Source organism: Streptomyces sp. CA-142005, from assembly GCF_050942335.1.
Taxonomy (GTDB): domain Bacteria; phylum Actinomycetota; class Actinomycetes; order Streptomycetales; family Streptomycetaceae; genus Streptomyces.
Window position 1 is genome coordinate 6,595,640 of sequence record NZ_CP192078.1, and the last position, 20,365, is coordinate 6,616,004.

Here is a 20,365-nt window from a genome sequence, read left to right on the forward strand (position 1 = left end):
GCCGCCGTGAACGAACCCACCCTGCCCGCGCTGATGCGCGACGTGGCCACCGAGCCGTACGCGCCTGCACCGGCCGCGGTCGAACTGGCCGCAGACCGCGGGCCCGTGGTGTGGGTGCCCGACGCCTACGGGCGCATGGTCCCTATGCCCAAGCACCTTGCCCCACCCCCGATGGTCCGCCCCGAGCCCCGCGACCTCACCCCGCTGCCCCTCCTGGACCCCATCGCCCAGCGCTTGATGGGTGCCGGCATCGGCGGGGGCGCTCTCGCGGCCGGCGTCGGCTACGGCATCGGTGAGGCCGTCAACGCACTGGCCGGACTCGGCTCCGGCGCCCTGGTCTGGGTCGCGCTCGCCGTGCTCGCCTGGCGCGCCCCCGCCCGCGCCGTCGCCGGGCGCCGCGGCAGCACCGTCAACATCCGCAAGGCCGTCATCAAGCGCAGCCACTTCCACGGCTGACCACCCCGAGAGGAGAGTCGTGTTCGAGATCCGCGTCATCTGCGACCCGGCCGACACCGACCGGATCACCGCCGCACTCAGCGGCGCGTTCACCGCCGGCGCCGTCCGCACCTACCCCACCCGCGACGGCGAGCGCACCCGCCTGTACGTCACCGCCGACCACCGCCCCGAGCCCGGACCGTGGCCTACGCCGGACGAGGCGTACGCGCTCGCCCCGAGCATCATCCGCGAGATCGGATGGACCGCCCAGACGGCCGCCGACAAGCCGTTCGGTGAACACCTGGGGCGGGAGTTCTGGCTCCGCAAGGCCGCGCTGCTGGACCGCATCGCGCTCCGGGACGAGGAGGACGGCCCCTGCGGCGACGCGGCGGAGGTGGCCACCGAAGCCGCCCGCCGGCTCATCGACTGCGACCGGGACGGCGAGGGCGACTACCACGGCGCCCCGTACTGGCCGGAGCACCCGGCCACCGCTGCCGACCCGCGCGGCTACGTCCGCCAGGAATACGCCCACTGGGCCAAGAACCACTAGCAACGCCGCGGCGGCGGGACTCCCCAGCAAGGTCGCCCGCCGCCGCGGTTCTCCCTGCCCATCCGCAGACAGAACAGGAGAACCCCCAGCATGCCGCACCTGGACGGCTCTGCCCAGCTCACCGCCGCGCTTGACGCAGCGTCGCACGACTGGCGCGTCTTCCCCCTGATCCCCGGTGACAAGCGCCCGGCCGTCTCCGACTGGGAGACCCGCGCCACCACCGACCCGGACCGCATCACCCGCGCGTGGTCCGTCGCCGCCTTCAACGTCGGCATCGCCACCGGCCCGTCCGGGCTGGTCGTCATCGACCTGGACAAGCCCAAGCACCCCGGTGACACCCCGCCGGCCGCTTGGGCCGAGCATGGCGTCACCGACGGCGCCGACGTGCTCACCGTGCTCTGCGAGCGCCACGGCCAGCCCTTCCCCGCCGACACCTACACGGTGCGCACGTGGAGCGGCGGCACCCACCTGTACTTCCTCGCGCCCGAGGGCGAGCTCCTGCGCAACACCGCCGGGGACAGTGCCCGTGGGCTGGGCTGGAAGGTCGACACACGCGCGTGGGGCGGACTCGTGGTCGGCGCGGGCAGCACCTTCGCCGGACACCCGTACGCGGTCACCCACCACGGCCCTATGGCGCCCCTGCCGGCCTGGCTCGCCGAACTCCTGCGCTCGGCCCCGCTGCCCCCGCAGACGCCCGTCACGGTCGCCCTCACGGGTCACGGGCGGCGCACCGCCTTCCTCCGCTCCGCGATCAACGGGGAGGTGCAGCGGGTCACCGGCTCCGGCCCGCACGAGCACAACAACAGTCTCTACATCGCCGCGGTCGCCCTCGGACAGCTCGTTGCCGGAGGCGAGTTGAGCGAAGCCGACGTCACCGGCTGGCTCCTCACGGCTGCGCTCCAAGTCGGTCAGGGCGAGCGCGAGGCACGGCGCACCATCGCCTCCGGGCTGCGTGCCGGAGCACGTCGCCCCCGGACGGTCGCCGCATGAGCGCCAACCCCATCCCGCCCCTGCACCTGTACTCCGTGCCCAGCGACCCCGAGACGGCCCCCATCGCGCGGCCCAAGCGGGAGCGTCCACGGACGGCATGGACGGCCGATCAGCTCATGGCCGCGCACTTCCCCGAGCCGAAATGGGCCGTGCCTGGCATCCTCGCCGAAGGCGTCAACGTGCTCGCCGGACCGCCCAAGGTCGGCAAGTCCTGGCTCTCCCTCGGACTGGGGCTGTCGGTCGCGGCCGGCGCCAAGGCGTTCGACTCCGTGCCCGTCGAGGGTGGGCCGGTGCTCTACCTCGCCCTGGAAGACACCCCGCGCCGTCTCCAGACCCGCATGGGCAAGCTACTCGGGGGCCAGCCCGCGCCCGCCGGTCTGACCCTGGTCACCGAATGCCCGCCCTTCCCTCAAGGCGGCACCGAGGCCATCGCCCAGTGGCTGGAGCGCAACCCCGACGCGCGCATGGTCGTCATCGACGTGTTCGCCAAGATGCGCGGACAGGCCCCGGCCGGGGTGTCGGCGTACGACGCGGACTATGTCGCCGTCGGCTACGCCAAGCGGCTCGCCGACCACTACGGCGTGGCCGTCGTCCTCGTGCACCACGTCCGCAAGGCAGGCTCCGAAGACTTCCTGACCGAGGTCTCCGGCACCAACGGCATCGCCGGAGCCGCTGACGCCACGCTCGTGCTGAAGCGGGCGCGTGGGCAGGCGGACGGCATCCTGCACGTCACCGGCCGCGACGTGGACGAAGCCGAGTACGCCCTCAGCTTCCAACCCGCCTCCGGCGCCTGGCACCTGTTGGACGGCCCGGTCTCCGACCACACCGTCAGCGACACCCGCGCCACGATTCTGCGGTACGTCCGCGCCCACCCCGGCGCCAAGCCGAAGGACATGGCGGGCGAGCTGCCGCACGTCGACATCGACACGATCCGCCGCACCTGCAACCGCATGGCCGACGCCGGACAGCTCACCAAGGACGCCGGCGGCCGGTACTACCCGGACACCGAAACCCGGACGCAGGGCGCCCAAGAGGTGTCCGCACTGTCCGGCTGTCCGGTTGTCTCGTCTGACCAGCACGAACACCCCGGACAGTCGGAATTGGAGCTGTCCGGCCTGTCCGGTGCGGACGAAGCCGAAGGGATGGCGAAATGAGCGCCCGTACGCGGGACGAGAAGATGACCGTCAAGGAGGTCATCGCTGATCTGAAGGTTGCTCCGTCGACCTTCTACCGGTGGCGCCAGCTCGGGAAGGGGCCCCGCGCGATCAAGCTTCCGAACGGCGACGTGCGGATCCGGCGGTCGGAGTACGAGCGTTGGCTTGCGGAGCGGGAGGACGCTGCGTGAGCACTGAGAACGACACCCCGGCCGGGCGCCCTCGCGGGTCGGCCCGGCCGGGCTACTCCTTCGACGTCAAGCTGTGGAAGGTGTCCAAGACCGGGCGTAAGTCCCGCCCGTGGCGCCTCCGGTGGGTGGTCGCAGGGCGAGTGCACGGCGAGACGTTCACCACGTCGGCTCTCGCGGAGAGCCGACGGTCCGAGCTGTGGCAGGCCATGAACCGGCGCGGCGAAGCGTTCGAGATCGAATCGGGGCTGCCAGAATCCGAGGTGCGTGCGGCGGCCGAGACAGCGGACGACGAACCACCGCTGCGGTGGTTCGAGTTCTGCCGGAAGTACGTCGCCGGGCGGTGGCGCACGGCTGCGGCCAAGACCCGTGAAGGCATGGCCGACGGTCTTGCAGCCGTGACCCTCGCCATGGTCAAGCGTGGGGACGGCACCCCCGAGGATGAGTCCCTGCGGCTGGCCTTCCGCTGGGGGATCGTGCCCGCGCACGAGGGCGAGGACCCGCCGGTTGAACTCAAGGCCGCGTACGAGTGGGTCACCACGACCGACCGGCCCTTGGGTGATCTTGCCGATGCTGAGGTGTTCGAGGATGTGCTCTACCGTGTCAGCTACAAGCTGGACGGCACCCCAGCCGCGGGCGACACGTACAAGCGGCGCCGCCGGGCCCTGAACGCCGCTCTCGAACACGCCGTCGCCACGGGAGAGCTCCCGGAGAATCCACTTCAGCGGACCCGCCGGAAGCGCGTCGGCTCCAACGACGTGGTGGACCGGCGCGTCCTGGTGAACGCCGTACAGGCCCGGCAGTTGCTCACCGCCGTCTCCTACATCGGGTCGTGGAATCGCTGCCGTGGGCGGCGCCTGGTCGCCTTCTACGCGATTCTCTACTACGCGGGGCTACGGCCCGCTGAGGCGGTCGGGCTACGGCTGTCGGACTGCCATCTACCAGATGAGGGCTGGGGCACGCTGACACTCCGGGAGACACGCCCCGTCTCCGGTAAGCAGTGGACCGACTCCGGCGAGCGCCACGACCGCCGCGGCCTGAAGGCGCGCGAGGCATCCACCGACCGGCCGGTCCCCATCCCACCGGTTTTGGTCGCCATCCTCCGGGCCCACCTGGAGGAGTTCGGGACCGCCAAGGAAGGGCGCGTGTTCGGCAACGAGCGTGGGGGAGTGGTCGGCTCATCCACTTACTGGCGGGTGTGGGAGGAAGCGCGGGAGTACGCGCTCCCGCCGGAGCGCATCGACTCGCCGTTGGCCGGGCGCCCGTACGACCTGCGGCACGCGTGCATCACACGGTGGCTGAACGCTGGGGTGCCTATCGCTGAGGTGGCCCGGCGGGTCGGCAACTCGCCTGAGGTGATCCACCGGCGGTATCACGGCTGTATCGATGGCCACGAGGAAGCTGCCAACGCGAAGATCACAAAGGCGCTGGAGGAGGACGGCGACACGGCTTAAGACCGACTTGCATGAAGACGGGGAGCGCGTATGCGTTCCCCGTCTTCATGCTTGCTAGTTCCTATGCCGCCTTGCGCCGTCCATACTTGCCACCTAGGCGCGTAGCGATCATGGCGTCTTCGGCCATGAGCCCGAGCAGGGCCATCGTGAGCGACTTGGAGGACCGCATCTCTTCGATGGTCGTCGGATCGTACTTGCTGCGGTAGTGCTCGGAATGAGCGACCTTGGCGACAGCGACTTGACCGTAGACGTCACCGATCTCCTCCGCGATGCTCTCGGCGAGGTGGTCCGGATAGGCGTTCTGCCAGGTGACGATCACTTCGGCCAAGGCCGGGTGCTGGATGTTCACTCGGATCAGACCGGTCGGGTGAACGCTGGACTCGCCCAGGTACTCGGCCAGCATCTCCGGCTCGTCCATTTCGCTCGAAGGGACGATTTTGTATTCGGGAAGCCCCGCGCCGGTACGCGCCACGCGTCCCGGAACCGTCCCGCCAGGCTTGCCGATCGCAGGCTCGCCGCTTCGTCCGCCACTACCGCCGCCTGAGGAGCGGGGCTTCTTCTTCGTCTTGGCAGCTGCTCGGTTACCCGGGGTCCCCCCGCGCTGGGTGGGCTCAATCCCACGGTGTCCGTTCGGGGAAGCGATCCACCGAGGGATCCTCCACCGGGAGCCGAACCGTTCGAGGAGCCGATCGCGCCATTCGCTATCGAGGCTTCCCGTGCTGCCAGCGGTCGCTGCCGACAGAGCGTCTGCTATCTCCTGGGGAAGGTTGTTCGCGAACTGTGCCCCCCACTCACTCATCGGAAGGTATGCACCTGCCAGCGCGCTGCCCTGCACGAGCAGCCTGGACCGCGACGAGTCGGGATAGACGCCGGCCTTGATCTCGGAGTCGAAGGGCTCCGGTTCGACGATGATCCACAACTTCTCGCGTACTGCCTTGTGGCTGATGCCGAAGGACCGGTAGCTGGCATGGTGATCGGTGCGGTCATACAGCTCTTCGTTGTACAGCGCCGCGACATAGCCATTTTTCGGGAAGTGACCACTGAACAGGTTTGGGCGGTCTTCCTGCCACAACCACCAGTGAATCTTCGCGCCGAGGCCGGCTGTGCCGGCGGAGACATGAGCAGTCCCTGCGCGAACCGCAAAGTCCCGATCCGGAACGGGCTGCACGATTGATGCCTTGGCTCCGACTACTGTCCGCCGGTGTGCTGCTGCCCTGGACCCGGAAAAGGCACCCGCTCGCTCGCGCGGCCACTGCTCCCGATCCTGGGTCCGGAACTCTAGGACCTTCACATCCATGTCCTGAACGAAATTCCACACCCGGGTGTTGAGGTAGTGCCGGAGGGCATGCGGCCGACCCTCTTCACGGTCGGGGTCTCCCAAGACCGTGTCTTGGTCAGGGGCGTTGCCGAGCAGGATGAGAACCGTTCCGTGCCCCGCCTTACGGACGAAGTCCGGAACTGCCTCCGACCAGTCGAGACCGTCGATCGGGGACGGCTCAACGACATGCTCGATCGTGTCGCGGCCGGTCTCGTCTGTCGCCGGAATCCGGCGCAGGCCGTATTCACCCGTCACCGGGTCGTGCTGGAGCCAGACGAGGCTCTCGTCGCCGTCCTTGACGGAGATCACGACCAAGCCGTGCTTGTTCCACGGAAGCAATGAGGTCTTTACGCCGATACCGTAGTTCTGGTGGACGTCCCCGATGGGCTTTCCGCCGCCCCCGAAGGTGTTCAGGAACTTTTCGATCTCGTCGTACGCCATTCCCGAGCCGTCGTCCGCGACGGTCCTGCGGTACACACCGTGCTGCTCGACGGCGTGCCACTCCACGCCGAACTCGACCTGGGTCGCGCCGGCTTCCCTGGCGTTGATGAGTGCTTCGCGCGCCCACTGGAAGGGGTGGGACTCCCTATGAACACGCTCGATCAGCGGACCTGTGTTCGAGGTGCGCATGGGTGTGATCGTCATTCAGTTCTCCGCTCTCCTAGGAACTAGCGCCCTAGGAAGTTGGGCTTGTCGGAAGGTCCGGCAAGCCGTGAAGGAGCGTATAGGTGAGGTGATGGCTACGGCGAGTGATTTGGTTAGATTGCCGCGCCCAACCGGCGCAGGAAGCTGGTGTTGCACCGCGCAATGTGGTCAAGAGCGCCACGTTCCTCGGGGCCGGCGTGCTGCGGACCGTGGGACTTCAGGGACCACAGTCGCTAACCCGATCCGTCGCGCAACTAGGCAACGGGTGCCTGGCTGGCTCAGTGCAGCGAGTGTGTCGGAGGTGTGTCGCGAACGCTGAGAGACGACGAGAGAGGGCGGGAGTCAGTGAGACTGACTCCCGCCCTCTTCTGTCGGCATCCGCCCTGGTCAGCGCATGATTTCTGCTGATCCTGGGCGAGTGCCCCCGGCAGGATTCGAACCTGCGCACACGGCTCCGGAGGCCGTTGCTCTATCCCCTGAGCTACGGGGGCGTGTCGGCTGCGGAGCTCTTTGCTCGCGGCGACGGGTAGAAGACTAGCAGGTCCGGCGGGGTGATCAGGAACCCGTTTCCTCGGCGGCGAACAGGGCGGGGTGCTTGCGCGGGCGGAACGGGGCCTGTGTGCGGTGAGCCGGCCCTTTCCAGCCGGGTGGGACAGGGGTGGAAACGGAGTGTGGCCAGGGCAGGCAGGTTGTCAGGCGGGGCCTGTGTGCGGTGAGCCGGCCCTGTCCTGCCGCGTGGGACAGGGGTGGAAACGGAGTGTGGCCAGGGCGGGCAGGTTGCCCGGGCGCGGTGGACTTCGCCTGTGCGGAGCGCGCCCGTGGCCCCTGTGAGGTGGACGGGTCCCCTGTACGGGGTGGAAGTGGGGAAAACCCGGACGCGGTGGCCGGTCCGGACCTACTCTCGACTTGTGCCAGGCGCCTCGGGTCGGGTGCTTGTTGTAGACGACAACAAGGTCATCCGGCAGCTGATCAGGGTCAACCTCGAGCTGGAAGGGCTAGAGGTCGTGACCGCGGCCGATGGTGCCGAGTGTCTGGATGTGGTGCACCAGGTGCGGCCCGATGTCGTGACCCTCGACGTCGTCATGCCCCGGCTGGACGGCCTGCGCACCGCCGCCCGGCTCCGCGCCGACCCCCGTACGCACCACCTGCCCCTCGCCATCATCAGCGCGTGCACGCAGTACGAGGTCGACACCGGTCTCGATGTCGGCGTGGATGCCTTCCTCGCCAAGCCCTTCGAGCCCGCCGAACTCGTACGCCTCGTCAAGCGGCTGATCGAGCGCGCCGGCGACGGTGACGGGGGAGAGGGAGGACAGGGAGGCGGAGGGCATCGCGGCGGCGGTGGGAGTGGCGGCGGAGATGGTGACGGGGACGGGGACGGTGATGGTGGCGCGGATGGGGGCCGGGGCAACGGCAGGGTCCTGCGGAGCCTCGCCGATAGGGACTCCGGCGGCCTCGCCGGTGGGATCTCCGACGGGATCGACGACGGGATCTCCGACGCGATTGACGACGGGATCTCCGACGGCGTTGACGACGGTGTCTCCGACGGCGTGCCGGGTGGGATTTCGTCCGGTGGTTAGGTGGGCAGGGATCGGACGCGGATCCGGGGCCGGTCAGAGGGCCGTCCCACAGTAAGGACCGTCTCGGCTACCCAGCCCCGTCCTCCCCTACGCTTGTCCCGTGACCCCCGTCGAGTTGTCCCGCACCGTGCTGCACGCAGTGCGTTGTGCTGTCGATGACGGGGAGCTGAGTGTGAGCGTGCCCGAGCGGGTCGTGGTGACCGAGCCGGGGCCCGGGGGGTGCGGGGACTTCGCCACCAACGTCGCTCTGCAGCTGGCCCGGCCGGCCGGGCAGCCCCCGCTGCGGGTCGCCGAGATTCTGCGGCCCCGGCTCGTCGGGGCCGACGGCATCCGCGATGTCGTCGTGACCGGGCCCGGGTTTCTGAACATCAGCCTTGACGCGCAGGCCGACCTCGTCACCGGGCTCGTCCGGGAGATCCGGGAGCGCGGGGTCTCGTACGGTCATGGTGACGCCCTCGCCGGGCAGGTCCTCGCGCTGCGGGTGCCGTACGAGGTGCGGGCCGAGGTCGTCGCGGACGCCGTCGTACGGATCGTCGCCACGCAGGGCGGGCGGGCCACCGTCGAGCACGGTGAGCCCGTCAATCTGCGGCCCGTGCCCGCTCCGGAGGATCCCGCGCCGCTGGGCCACGACGCCTCCCAGTGGGCCCTGCTGCACCCCGCCCCGCACGACCGGCCCCGGATCACCGCCGATCATCTGGTCCAGCGGGAGAGCAATCCGCTGTTCCGGGTGCGCTACGCCCACGCCCGCATCCGGTCCCTCAGCCGCAACGCCGCCCGCCTGGGCTTCGCCGCCGAACCCGGTCCGCTCGTCGCCGGCCCCTCCCTCGACGCCGGTCCGGCGGACACCGGTCCCTCCGCCGACGCCGCCCCACCCACCACCGCCAACGGCACTCACACCGCCGCCCCCGGCACCCCCATCCCCACCCTCCTCACCCCCCTGACCGACCACCCCCGCATCCTCACCGCGGCCGCCACCCACCGTGCCCCGGACCGGCTTGCCCGGCATCTCGTCACCGTTGCCGATGCCGTGCTGCCCTTTCTGCCCTCCGTGCTGCCCTGGGGCGAGGAGAAACCCTCGGCCGCCCACCGCGCCCGGCTCGCGCTCGCCGAAGCCGCCGGGACGGTGCTGGCCGGCGGCCTGTCCCTGCTCGGCATCGACGCACCCGAACACCTCTGAGGCCCCTCGCGAGAGACGCCCGGAGAGAGACAGAGAGTCTGAGAGTCACCGTCATGAGCCGTTCCGCCCATCCCGCCGGTCCCCGTCACGCCGACGTCCTGCCCGAGGGGCACTACTACGCGCCGCCCGCCGACCTCAACGCCCTCGACCACAAGGTCTGGGCCCAGACCGTCGGGCGCAACGACGACGGGGTCGTCACCGTCGGCGGCGTCGATGTGAAGACGCTCGCCGAAGAGCACGGCACCCCGGCCTACGTCCTCGACGAGGCCGACTTCCGGGCACGCGCGCGTGCGTGGCGTACCGCCTTCGGGGCCGACGCCGACGTGTTCTACGCCGGGAAGGCGTTCCTGTCCCGTGCCGTCGTGCGGTGGCTCAACGAGGAAGGCCTCAACCTCGACGTGTGCTCCGGGGGCGAGCTGGCCACCGCCCTGTCCGCCGGCATGCCGGCCGAGCGCATCGCCTTCCACGGCAACAACAAGTCCACGGACGAGATCCGTCGCGCCATCGAGGCCGGGGTCGGGCGGATCGTGCTCGACTCCTTCCAGGAGATCGTGCGCGTCGCCCACATCGCGCAGTCCCTGGGCAAGCGGCAGAAGGTCCAGATCCGGATCACCGTCGGGGTCGAGGCCCACACGCACGAGTTCATCGCCACCGCCCACGAGGACCAGAAGTTCGGGATTCCGCTGGCCGGGGGACAGGCCGCGGAGGCCGTGCGGCGGGCGCTGCAGCTCGACGGGCTCGAACTGATCGGGATCCACTCCCACATCGGGTCGCAGATCTTCGACATGTCCGGCTTCGAGGTCGCCGCGCACCGGGTCGTCGGGCTGCTCAGGGACATTCGGGACGAGCACGGGGTCGAGCTGCCCGAGATCGACCTCGGCGGTGGCCTCGGGATCGCCTACACCAGCGACGACGACCCTCGCGAGCCGCATGAGATCGCCAAGGCTCTCACCGAGATCGTCACGCGCGAGTGCGAGGCCGCCCGGCTGCGCACCCCCCGCATCTCCGTCGAGCCCGGGCGCGCCATCGTCGGGCCGACCGCCTTCACGCTCTACGAGGTCGGCACCGTCAAGCCGCTGGATGGGCTGCGGACGTACGTGTCCGTCGACGGCGGCATGTCCGACAACATCCGCACGGCCCTGTACGACGCCGAGTACAGCGTCGCCCTGGTGTCCCGGACCTCCGCCGCCGAGCCCATGCTGGCCCGTGTGGTCGGCAAGCACTGCGAGAGCGGGGACATCGTGGTCAAGGACGCGTTCCTGCCGGCGGACCTGGCGCCGGGGGATCTCATCGCCGTACCGGCCACGGGCGCGTACTGCCGGTCCATGGCCAGCAACTACAACCATGTGCTGCGGCCGCCCGTCGTCGCGGTGAAGGACGGCGAGGCACGGGTGATCGTCCGGCGCGAGACGGAGGAGGACCTCCTGCGCCTCGACGTGGGCTGACACCGGCGCATCACACCAGCTCACGGGAACGGAAGATCTACGGTCTTCCACCCCTGAACAAATGAAATAGATGTCTCACGATCCGGACGAAGGGTAGAAACTCCCGTCCGGTGAGTGAGACTGGTCCAACCGTAGACGGTATGAGGAAACGAGGTCGGATGATGCGTATGCGTCCGCTGAAGGTGGCGCTGCTGGGCTGTGGGGTTGTCGGCTCAGAGGTGGCGCGCATCATGACGACGCACGCCGACGACCTCGCGGCGAGGATCGGAGCGCCCGTGGAGCTCGCGGGCGTGGCCGTACGGCGCCCCAGCAAGGTGCGCGAGGGCATCGACCCGGCCCTCGTCACCACGGACGCCACCGCCCTCGTCAAACGCGGGGACATCGACGTGGTGGTCGAGGTGATCGGCGGGATCGAGCCCGCGCGGACCCTCATCACCACCGCCTTCGAGCACGGCGCCTCCGTCGTCTCCGCCAACAAGGCCCTGCTCGCCCAGGACGGGGCCGCCCTGCACGCCGCGGCGGAGCAGAACGACAAGGACCTCTACTACGAGGCCGCCGTCGCCGGTGCCATCCCGCTGATCCGCCCGCTGCGCGAGTCTCTCGCCGGCGACAAGATCAACCGGGTGATGGGGGTCGTCAACGGCACGACCAACTTCATCCTCGACAAGATGGACTCCACCGGCGCCGGGTACCAGGAGGCGCTCGACGAGGCCACCGCCCTCGGGTACGCCGAAGCCGACCCGACCGCCGACGTCGAGGGCTTCGACGCCGCGGCCAAGGCCGCCATCCTCGCCGGTATCGCCTTCCACACGCGCGTGCGCCTCGACGACGTCTACCGCGAGGGCATGACCGAGGTCACCGCCGCCGACTTCCGCTCGGCGAAGGAGATGGGCTGCACCATCAAGCTGCTCGCCATCTGCGAGCGCTCGAAGGACGGGGCGTCCGTCACCGCGCGCGTGCATCCCGCCATGATTCCGCTGACCCATCCGCTCGCCTCCGTGCGCGGCGCGTACAACGCCGTCTTCGTGGAGAGCGATGCCGCCGGCCAGCTGATGTTCTACGGCCCCGGCGCCGGCGGTTCCCCGACCGCCTCCGCCGTGCTCGGCGACCTCGTCGCCGTCTGCCGCAACCGGCTCAACGGCGCAACGGGGCCCGGTGAGTCGGCGTACGCCGCCCTGACCGTCTCGCCCATGGGCGAGGTCGTCACGCGCTACCACATCAGTCTCGACGTCGCCGACAAACCGGGTGTTCTCGCCCAGGTCGCGACCGTGTTCGCGGAGCACGGGGTGTCGATCGATACGGTGCGCCAGCAGGGCAAGGACGGCGAGGCCTCCCTCGTCGTCGTCACCCACCGCGCGTCCGACGCCTCCCTCACCGGGACCGTCGAGGCGCTGCGCAAGCTCGACACCGTGCGGGGTGTCGCCAGCATCATGCGGGTTGAAGGAGAGTAACCAGCAATGACCCACCAGTGGCGCGGAATCATCGAGGAGTACCGGGACCGGCTGCCGGTATCCGACACCACGCCGGTCGTGACGCTCCGCGAGGGCGGCACGCCCCTCGTGCCCGCGCAGGTGCTCTCCGAGCGCACGGGCTGTGAGGTCCACCTGAAGGTGGAGGGGGCCAACCCCACCGGGTCCTTCAAGGACCGCGGCATGACCATGGCCATCTCCAAGGCCAAGGAGGCGGGGGCGAAGGCGGTGATCTGCGCCTCCACCGGCAACACGTCGGCCTCCGCCGCCGCGTACGCCGTGCGGGCCGGCATGGTCTCGGCCGTGCTCGTCCCGCAGGGCAAGATCGCCCTCGGCAAGATGGGCCAGGCCCTCGTGCACGGCGCGAAGATCCTCCAGGTCGACGGCAACTTCGACGACTGCCTCACCCTCGCTCGCTCGCTGAGCGAGAACTACCCGGTGGCGCTGGTCAATTCGGTCAACCCGGTGCGTATCGAGGGCCAGAAGACGGCTTCCTTCGAGATCGTGGACATGCTCGGCGACGCCCCCGACATCCACGTCCTGCCGGTGGGCAACGCGGGCAACATCACCGCCTACTGGAAGGGCTACAAGGAGTACGCCGCCGACGGCATCGCCTCCGGGACCCCCCGGATGTGGGGCTTCCAGGCCTCCGGCAGCGCCCCGATCGTGCGCGGCGAGGTGGTCAAGGACCCGTCAACCATCGCCACCGCCATCCGCATCGGCAACCCCGCCTCCTGGCAGTACGCCCTCGCCGCGCGCGACGAGTCGGGCGGCGTCATCGACGAGGTGACGGACCGTGAAATCCTGCGCGCCTACCGGCTGTTGGCCGCACAGGAGGGCGTCTTCGTGGAGCCCGCCTCCGCCGCCTCCGTGGCCGGTCTGCTGAAGGCCGCCGAGCAGGGCAAGGTCGACCCGGGGCAGCGCATCGTGTGCACCGTCACGGGCAACGGCCTCAAGGACCCCGACTGGGCCGTCGCCGGCGCCCCGCAGCCGGTCACCGTCCCGGTCGACGCGGCCGCCGCCGCCGAGCGCCTCGGCCTCGCCTGAATCCTGAAAAACCCCTGACAGGGTGCACAGGGGGCTTACGACACGCATCGTGCGCCTCCTGTGCGCCCTATGTCGCCACAGAACCTTCCTTCGATAGGCTGTACTGAACCCGCCCGTCGCATATGCCCGGCACAGGGCTGTGCACATGGGCGACGCCGCGCCGTCCGCGCCGGCGGAGGGTCTCCACGTACGTATCGAATGTCTTCGACAGTCACGCAGCTCAAGGAGAGTCAACGAGCGATGGCCGGTCCAGCGTTCCGCGCCGCCGCCGTCCGGGTGCGCGTTCCCGCCACCAGCGCCAATCTCGGCCCGGGCTTCGACGCCCTCGGCCTCGCGCTGGGGCTCTACGACGACGTGGTCGTCCGGGTGGCCGACTCCGGGCTGCACATCGACATCGCGGGGGAGGGCAGCGAGACCCTTCCGCGTGACGAGTCTCACCTTCTCGTCCGCTCCCTGCGCACCGCCTTCGACCTGCTGGGCGGACAGCCCCGCGGCCTGGAGATCGTCTGCGCCAACCGCATCCCGCACGGCCGTGGCCTCGGCTCCTCCTCCGCCGCGATCTGCGCCGGCATCGTCGCCGCCCGCGCGGTGACCATAGGCGGCGAGGCCCGCCTGGACGACGCGGCGCTGCTGGAGCTGGCCACCGAGATCGAGGGCCACCCCGACAACGTGGCCGCCTGTCTGCTCGGCGGCTTCACCCTGTCCTGGATGGAGTCCGGCGCCGCCCGGGCGATCAGGATGGAGCCCAGCGATTCCATCGTTCCGGTGGTTTTCGTGCCCGGTAAGCCGGTCCTGACGGAGACCGCGCGCGGCCTGCTCCCGCGCACCGTGCCGCACGTCGACGCCGCCACCAACGCGGGCCGTGCCGCCCTGCTCGTCGAGGCCCTCACCCGGCGCCCCGAGCTGCTGCTGCCCGCCACCGAGGACCGCCTCCACCAGGAGTACCGCGCCCCCGCCATGCCGGAGAGCGCCGCACTGGTGGAGCGGCTGCGCGCCGACGGCGTCCCGGCCGTCATCTCGGGCGCCGGACCCACCGTCATGGCGCTGGCCGACGCCGACAGCGCCGACAAGGTCGCCCACCTCGCGGGCGCGGGCTGGGCCGCGAACCGGCTGGACCTCGACGTCCAGGGAGCGAGCGTGCTGCCGCTTGCGACCTGACACACGGTTGCCGGATTTGGAGAGGGGGAATGTTTGTTGGATCCGGTAGTGTTAACCTCAAGTCTGCACCCGACCCCACCATGGCGAGGTGCCTCGTGTCCCAGTCCGGGACAGACATTCTTCCGGGAGCCTCCCACGCCACTCCGTGTTCCGTGCGCCGTACCTGGGCAGTACGTCGTATGCGGGCACTGAGCGGGCCGCCGGGCACGCTCCGGAATCGGTGCTACCACGCCACGTGACACTGGGTGCCACGGCTCGCGGAAGCGCCATCACCGCACATTTCCTCCGCCGCTTTGGCGGACCACCGCCCCGGCACGGTTCACGGAAGACAGGACCGTAGCCGGACAGCACAACCGGTCGCCGAGCCAGACAGGCCGACGTCCGCTCCAGGGAAGGACCCTTCGTGAGCGACACCACCGATCTGATGGGCGCACGTGTCGAGGAGACCGCTGCCGCGCCCGCCACGGACGCCTCCGCGCCTGCCACCGGTGCCGGCTCCCGGCGGCGCCGCGGTACCGGCCTCGAGGGCATGGTGCTGGCCGAGCTGCAGCAGGTCGCCTCGGGCCTCGGCATCAGGGGCACCGCGCGGATGCGCAAGAGCCAGCTGATCGAGGTCATCAAGGAGGCGCAGGCCGCCGGGGGTGCCGCCCCCAAGGCCGAGGCCGCCACCGAGACCAAGCCGAAGCGCCGTGCCACCTCCAAGGCCCGTACCGGCGAGGACGCCGAGAAGAAGGCGGAGGCCAAGACCGAGGCCCCCGCCGAGAAGGCCGTGGCCCAGCAGCAGATCGAGATTCCCGGCCAGCCCGCCAGCGACGACGCGCCGACCGAGCGCCGTCGCCGCCGCGCCACCGCCGACGCCGGCAGCCCCGCCCCGAGCAGCGCCGAGACCGTCGCCGCCGAGGCCAAGGCCGAGACGCCCGCCCAGCAGCCGCAGGGCGAGGCCGCCAAGGGCGACGCCGGTGACGGCGACGGCCGTGGCCGCCGCGACCGCCGTGAGCGCGGCCGTGACCGCGACCGCGACCGTGACCGCGGCGACCGCCGCGGCAAGGGCGACGACCAGCAGGGCGGCCAGCAGCGTCAGCCGCAGGGCCAGCAGCAGGGCGGCCGCCAGGACCGTCAGCAGGACGACGACGACTTCGAGGGCGGCCGCCGGGGCCGTCGCGGCCGTTACCGCGACCGCCGTGGCCGTCGTGGCCGCGACGAGATCGCCGAGCCGCAGCTCGCCGAGGACGACGTCCTGATCCCCGTCGCGGGCATCCTGGACATCCTCGACAACTACGCCTTCATCCGGACCTCCGGCTACCTGCCGGGCCCGAACGACGTGTACGTCTCCCTCGCCCAGGTCCGCAAGAACGGCCTGCGCAAGGGCGACCACATCACCGGTGCGGTCCGTCAGCCGAAGGAGGGCGAGCGCCGCGAGAAGTTCAACGCGCTGGTCCGCCTCGACTCCGTCAACGGCATGGCCCCCGAACACGGCCGTGGCCGCCCGGAGTTCAACAAGCTGACCCCGCTCTACCCGCAGGACCGGCTCCGCCTGGAGACGGACCCGGGTGTGCTCACCACCCGCATCATCGACCTGGTCTCGCCGATCGGTAAGGGCCAGCGCGGTCTGATCGTGGCCCCGCCGAAGACCGGCAAGACCATGATCATGCAGGCGATCGCCAACGCGATCACGCACAACAACCCCGAGTGCCACCTGATGGTCGTCCTCGTCGACGAGCGTCCGGAAGAGGTCACCGACATGCAGCGGTCGGTCAAGGGCGAGGTCATCTCCTCGACCTTCGACCGCCCGGCCGAGGACCACACCACGGTCGCCGAGCTCGCCATCGAGCGCGCCAAGCGTCTGGTGGAGCTGGGCCACGACGTCGTCGTGCTGCTCGACTCGATCACGCGTCTGGGCCGTGCGTACAACCTCGCCGCGCCCGCCTCCGGCCGCATCCTGTCCGGTGGTGTCGACTCGACCGCGCTGTACCCGCCGAAGCGGTTCTTCGGTGCGGCGCGGAACATCGAGGACGGCGGTTCGCTGACCATCCTGGCCACGGCTCTGGTGGACACCGGGTCCCGCATGGACGAGGTGATCTTCGAGGAGTTCAAGGGCACGGGCAACATGGAGCTGAAGCTCGACCGCAAGCTCGCGGACAAGCGGATCTTCCCGGCCGTGGACGTGGACGCCTCCGGTACCCGTAAGGAAGAGATCCTGCTCGGGGCCGAGGAGCTGGGCATCGTCTGGAAGCTGCGTCGCGTGCTGCACGCGCTCGACCAGCAGCAGGCCATCGAGCTGCTGCTGGACAAGATGAAGCAGACCAAGTCGAACGTCGAGTTCCTGATGCAGATTCAGAAGACGACGCCGACGCCCGGGAACGGCGACTAGCAGGTAGAGACTGGGTAAGAAAAGGGGCCGCCCCCTCGTCAGTCGGTGACGGGGGGCGGCCCTTTGGCGCTGAGAGGTACGGGTGCGCATCACGCGCCTCTCCTGACTCATCGCTTCATGGGGGGACTCTTTTGTCCACACCTCTGCCCCGCACCGGTCGGCACAGACGCCGTATACGCATCGGCCTGCCCGTCGCCGCCGCGGGTGTCGCCGCGGCCGTCGCCGCCGCACTGCTGACCACCTCCGCGGGCGCCAGCACCGCCTCGGCCGCGCCGACCGTCAAGCCGGCCACCAGCTCCGCGCCGCTCACCGAGCTCACGCACCGCGTCGCGGGTGCGCTCGCCACCGACAAGGACTTCAAGAAGGCCTCGAAGACCAAGGACACGACGGGCGGCGGTACGGCGTCCGGGTCCTCTTCGTCGCCCTCGGCCACGACGTCCGGCACCGGCACCGTCAGCCCGATGATCATCGGCGGTACCACCACGACCATCTCCTCGGCCCCGTGGATGGCCCAGCTCTGGTACTACGACGACAAGGGCACCAGCGACACCAGCGACGACCTCGGCTTCTTCTGCGGCGGCGCCGTGGTCGCGCCGACGAAGATCCTGACCGCCGCGCACTGCGTCAAGGGGTACGACTGGCACGCCAACGGCGCCATCCTCACCGGCACCGACCAGCTGCCCACCACCGACTCCTCCGGCAACACCGACCTGCACGGCGGCACGGTCTCCGGCGTCTGGCGGCAGTGGAACCACCCGTCGTACAACGCGACGACCATCGACAACGACATCGCCGTACTCACCCTGCCGAACGCGATCAAGGCCACCCCGATCCGCATGACGACGTCGACCGACACGGCGTCCTACGCGGCCGGCACCAGCGCCAAGGTCTACGGCTGGGGCCGCACCAGCTCCACCAGCGACGACATCTCGCAGACGCTGAGGACGGCGACCCTGCCGATCCAGTCCGACAGCACCTGCTCCGGCGCCTACGGCAGCGACTTCATCGCCGGCCACATGGTCTGCGCGGGCAACCCCGCGACCGGCAGCGACTCCGGCACCACCGCCACCTGCAACGGCGACTCCGGCGGCCCGCTGATCGTGAACAACCGCATCGTGGGCATCGTCTCCTGGGGCGTGCAGAACTGCGTCGCCAAGGGCGCCTACAGCGTGTTCAGCAAGGTGAAGTCGTACGTCGGCGCCGCCTACCCGCGCATCGACGACACCAACCTCAGCGGTGACCACAAGGCCGACCTGTTCGTGCGCGAGCACTCCACGAACACCGGCTACGAGAAGGACTCCAAGGGCACCTCGTTCGCGTCCCGCGTCTCCTGGGGCAGCTTCTCCGGCTACAACACGATCCTGCAGACGGACCTGGACCGGGACGGCTACCAGGACTTCGTGCTGCGCCGCAGCAGCGACGGGGCGGTCTTCTGGCTGCACTACATGCCGGCCACCCAGAGCTGGAGCAAGAAGGAGATCTTCAGCAACTGGTCCACCCGGAAGTTCACCGTCGCCCCCGGTGACGTCACCGGCGACTACCTGCCCGACCTGCTCTCGGTCGACTCCTCCGGCATCCTGTGGATCTACCCGGGCAAGGGCGACGGCTCCTTCTCCGCCCGCGTCGAGGTCGGCACCGGCTGGGGCCAGTACAACTCCCTGCGCGGCCACGGCGACTTCGACGGCGACGGCAAGGCCGACCTGATCGCCCGCCAGAGCGGCACCAGCGACGTGTACCTGTACCGGGGCACGGGCAAGTCCGGCACGGGCGCCTTCGCCTCCCGGATCAAGGTGCGCAGCGGCTGGACCGGCTACAACGCCTTCGACGCGGTCGGCGACGTGACCGGTGACGGCAAGGCCGACTTCCTGGCCCGCACCTCCGGCGGCACGCTGTACCTGTACCCGGGCACCGGCAAGGCGACCAGCGAGATCTTTGCCACAAGAATCTCGGTTGGCACCGGTTTCCAGGCATACGACCTCTGGGGCTGAAACCCCAGGTGAGCGAGGCTCACCGCGGGTGATTCCGATGACGCACAGTGCCCATCGCCGTACGCGATGGGCACTGTGCGTTGTGCAACCCTGGCCCGAGTTTCTCCGTCTGCCCTGACGGAGTGACGATGGAGCGGTACCGACCGCGCCTGACCCTGAAAGCAGGGGGTAACCGACCGACGAGACCTAGGAGCGATGTGTCCGCCGAGAGCACGCCGGAGCCCGTCATACCCACGCCGGGTGAGCCCGGCCCCCGCAGTGGCAAGCGCCGCCGCCGCAAGGCCCGCGGCAAGAGCCGCAAGGCCCTGCGCGTCGTGGCGTGGACGGCCGCCGGTGTGGTCGTGCTGGCCGGGACGGGCGCGGGGTACGTGTACTTCAAGCTCAACGGCAACATCAAGAGCCTCGACATCAACCAGGTGCTCGGCAACGACCGGCCCTCGAAGATCGACAACGGCTCCGAGAACATCCTGGTCCTCGGCTCGGACACCCGCTCCGGCTCCAACAGGAAACTCGGCGGCGGCACCGACGACGGCAGCGCCCGCTCCGACACGGCGATGATCGTCCACGTCTTCGAGGGCCACAAGAAGGCCGCCGTGGTCTCCGTCCCCCGGGACACCCTGATCGACCGCCCGGCCTGCACCGACACCAAGGGCACCAGGCACCCGGCCGCGAACGGCGTGATGTTCAACGAGGCCTACTCCACCGGCGGCGCGGCCTGCGCGGTCAAGACCGTCGAGTCCCTCACCGGCATCCGCATGGACCACTACCTGGAGGTCGACTTCGCCGGCTTCCGCAAGCTCGTCGACGACCTCGGCGGCGTTTCGGTCACCACGACGAAGAGCATCGACGACCCGCAGAGCCACCTGAACCTTCCGGCCGGCACCCACACCCTCGACGGCCGGCAGGCCCTCGGCCTGGTCCGCACCCGGCACGGCGTGGGCGACGGCTCCGACCTGGGCCGCATCCAGCTCCAGCAGGCCTTCGTCAAGGCCCTGCTCACCCGGGTCAAGCACGTCGGCGTCTTCAGCAACCCGAAGAAGCTCTACGACCTCGCCGACACCGCCACCAAGACGGTCACCACCGACTCCGACCTCGGCTCGGTCAACTCCCTGATCGACTTCGCGGACGGCCTCAAGGGCGTCGGATCCCGGCCCATGACCATGATCACCATGCCGGTCCACTACGACCCGTCGAACCCCAACCGCGTGCTCATGGACAAGCGGAAGGCCCAGCTGGTGTGGGACGCGCTGAGGAACGACCGGCCCATTCCGAAGTCGGCGTCGGCGGGTACGGCCACCGGTGAGGCAAAGGGCGTGGTGAGCGCCCCTTGAGGGCGCGCGGGGAACCACGCGAGTACCCACCGCGCACCCGCACCCACGAACGGCGAACGCCCCGCACC

15 protein-coding genes, 1 tRNA gene and 1 pseudogene are annotated in these 20,365 nt (G+C 70.0%); 15 read left to right on the forward strand and 2 right to left on the reverse strand.

Annotated elements, in window-relative coordinates:
* The first annotated feature begins 6 nt into the window (after nucleotides 1–6).
* From ACQPXS_RS30870 to ACQPXS_RS30895, 6 genes are all read left to right on the forward strand, one after another.
* The gene (locus tag ACQPXS_RS30870) at nucleotides 7–456 is read left to right on the forward strand and encodes a hypothetical protein (protein ID WP_433452533.1); all 450 of its coding nucleotides are present in this window, start codon (nucleotides 7–9) and stop codon (nucleotides 454–456) included.
* A 19-nt stretch (nucleotides 457–475) separates the two neighbouring features.
* A complete protein-coding gene (locus ACQPXS_RS30875; protein ID WP_433452535.1) occupies nucleotides 476–985 on the forward strand; it encodes a hypothetical protein in 510 nt (169 codons plus the stop codon).
* A 90-nt stretch (nucleotides 986–1,075) separates the two neighbouring features.
* Nucleotides 1,076–1,975 carry a bifunctional DNA primase/polymerase gene (locus ACQPXS_RS30880; RefSeq protein WP_433452537.1) on the forward strand — a complete coding sequence of 300 codons (900 nt, stop codon included), beginning with the start codon at nucleotides 1,076–1,078 and terminating at the stop codon, nucleotides 1,973–1,975.
* On the forward strand, nucleotides 1,972–3,129 hold the full coding sequence (locus tag ACQPXS_RS30885) for an AAA family ATPase (RefSeq protein ID WP_433452538.1): 1,158 nt from the start codon (nucleotides 1,972–1,974) through the stop codon (nucleotides 3,127–3,129). Before ACQPXS_RS30880 ends, ACQPXS_RS30885 begins: the two co-directional genes overlap by 4 nt.
* The gene (locus ACQPXS_RS30890) at nucleotides 3,126–3,320 is read left to right on the forward strand and encodes a helix-turn-helix transcriptional regulator (protein ID WP_111004752.1); all 195 of its coding nucleotides are present in this window, start codon (nucleotides 3,126–3,128) and stop codon (nucleotides 3,318–3,320) included. Before ACQPXS_RS30885 ends, ACQPXS_RS30890 begins: the two co-directional genes overlap by 4 nt.
* Nucleotides 3,317–4,771 carry a tyrosine-type recombinase/integrase gene (locus ACQPXS_RS30895; protein WP_433452539.1) on the forward strand — a complete coding sequence of 485 codons (1,455 nt, stop codon included), beginning with the start codon at nucleotides 3,317–3,319 and terminating at the stop codon, nucleotides 4,769–4,771. Before ACQPXS_RS30890 ends, ACQPXS_RS30895 begins: the two co-directional genes overlap by 4 nt.
* 61 nt (nucleotides 4,772–4,832) lie before the next feature.
* Here ACQPXS_RS30895 and ACQPXS_RS30900 read toward each other — a convergent pair whose 3' ends face one another.
* Both ACQPXS_RS30900 and ACQPXS_RS30905 read right to left on the reverse strand, forming a co-directional pair.
* On the reverse strand, nucleotides 4,833–6,734 hold the full coding sequence (locus tag ACQPXS_RS30900; protein ID WP_433452541.1) for an ATP-binding protein: 1,902 nt from the start codon (nucleotides 6,732–6,734) through the stop codon (nucleotides 4,833–4,835).
* 419 nt (nucleotides 6,735–7,153) lie between these two features.
* A tRNA-Arg gene (locus tag ACQPXS_RS30905) sits at nucleotides 7,154–7,225 on the reverse strand.
* 369 nt (nucleotides 7,226–7,594) lie between these two features.
* Here ACQPXS_RS30905 and ACQPXS_RS30910 point away from each other — a divergent pair.
* The 9 genes and pseudogenes from ACQPXS_RS30910 to ACQPXS_RS30950 form a co-directional block, all read left to right on the forward strand.
* Nucleotides 7,595–8,089 (forward strand): annotated as a pseudogene (locus ACQPXS_RS30910) (response regulator); the annotation flags it as partial.
* 322 nt (nucleotides 8,090–8,411) lie between these two features.
* Nucleotides 8,412–9,488 carry an ArgS-related anticodon-binding protein NrtL gene (gene nrtL / locus ACQPXS_RS30915; protein WP_433452543.1) on the forward strand — a complete coding sequence of 359 codons (1,077 nt, stop codon included), beginning with the start codon at nucleotides 8,412–8,414 and terminating at the stop codon, nucleotides 9,486–9,488.
* A gap of 53 nt (nucleotides 9,489–9,541) precedes the next feature.
* Nucleotides 9,542–10,933, forward strand: a complete 1,392-nt coding sequence (gene lysA, locus ACQPXS_RS30920) for a diaminopimelate decarboxylase (RefSeq protein WP_433452544.1) — start codon at nucleotides 9,542–9,544, stop codon at nucleotides 10,931–10,933.
* A gap of 158 nt (nucleotides 10,934–11,091) precedes the next feature.
* Entirely contained in the window at nucleotides 11,092–12,384 is a 1,293-nt protein-coding gene (locus tag ACQPXS_RS30925) for a homoserine dehydrogenase (RefSeq protein ID WP_433452545.1), read from the forward strand.
* Nucleotides 12,385–12,390: 6 nt separating this feature from the next.
* Entirely contained in the window at nucleotides 12,391–13,449 is a 1,059-nt protein-coding gene (gene thrC / locus ACQPXS_RS30930; protein ID WP_351799901.1) for a threonine synthase, read from the forward strand.
* Nucleotides 13,450–13,689: 240 nt separating this feature from the next.
* The gene (gene thrB / locus ACQPXS_RS30935; protein ID WP_356310229.1) at nucleotides 13,690–14,607 is read left to right on the forward strand and encodes a homoserine kinase; all 918 of its coding nucleotides are present in this window, start codon (nucleotides 13,690–13,692) and stop codon (nucleotides 14,605–14,607) included.
* 403 nt (nucleotides 14,608–15,010) lie between these two features.
* Complete coding sequence (gene rho / locus ACQPXS_RS30940) at nucleotides 15,011–16,978, forward strand: transcription termination factor Rho (RefSeq protein ID WP_433452547.1); 1,968 nt, start codon at nucleotides 15,011–15,013, stop codon at nucleotides 16,976–16,978.
* Nucleotides 16,979–17,109: 131 nt separating this feature from the next.
* Nucleotides 17,110–18,966 carry a trypsin-like serine protease gene (locus tag ACQPXS_RS30945; protein ID WP_433452548.1) on the forward strand — a complete coding sequence of 619 codons (1,857 nt, stop codon included), beginning with the start codon at nucleotides 17,110–17,112 and terminating at the stop codon, nucleotides 18,964–18,966.
* 197 nt (nucleotides 18,967–19,163) lie between these two features.
* Nucleotides 19,164–20,297, forward strand: a complete 1,134-nt coding sequence (locus ACQPXS_RS30950; RefSeq protein ID WP_433452549.1) for an LCP family protein — start codon at nucleotides 19,164–19,166, stop codon at nucleotides 20,295–20,297.
* The last annotated feature ends 68 nt before the right edge of the window (nucleotides 20,298–20,365 follow it).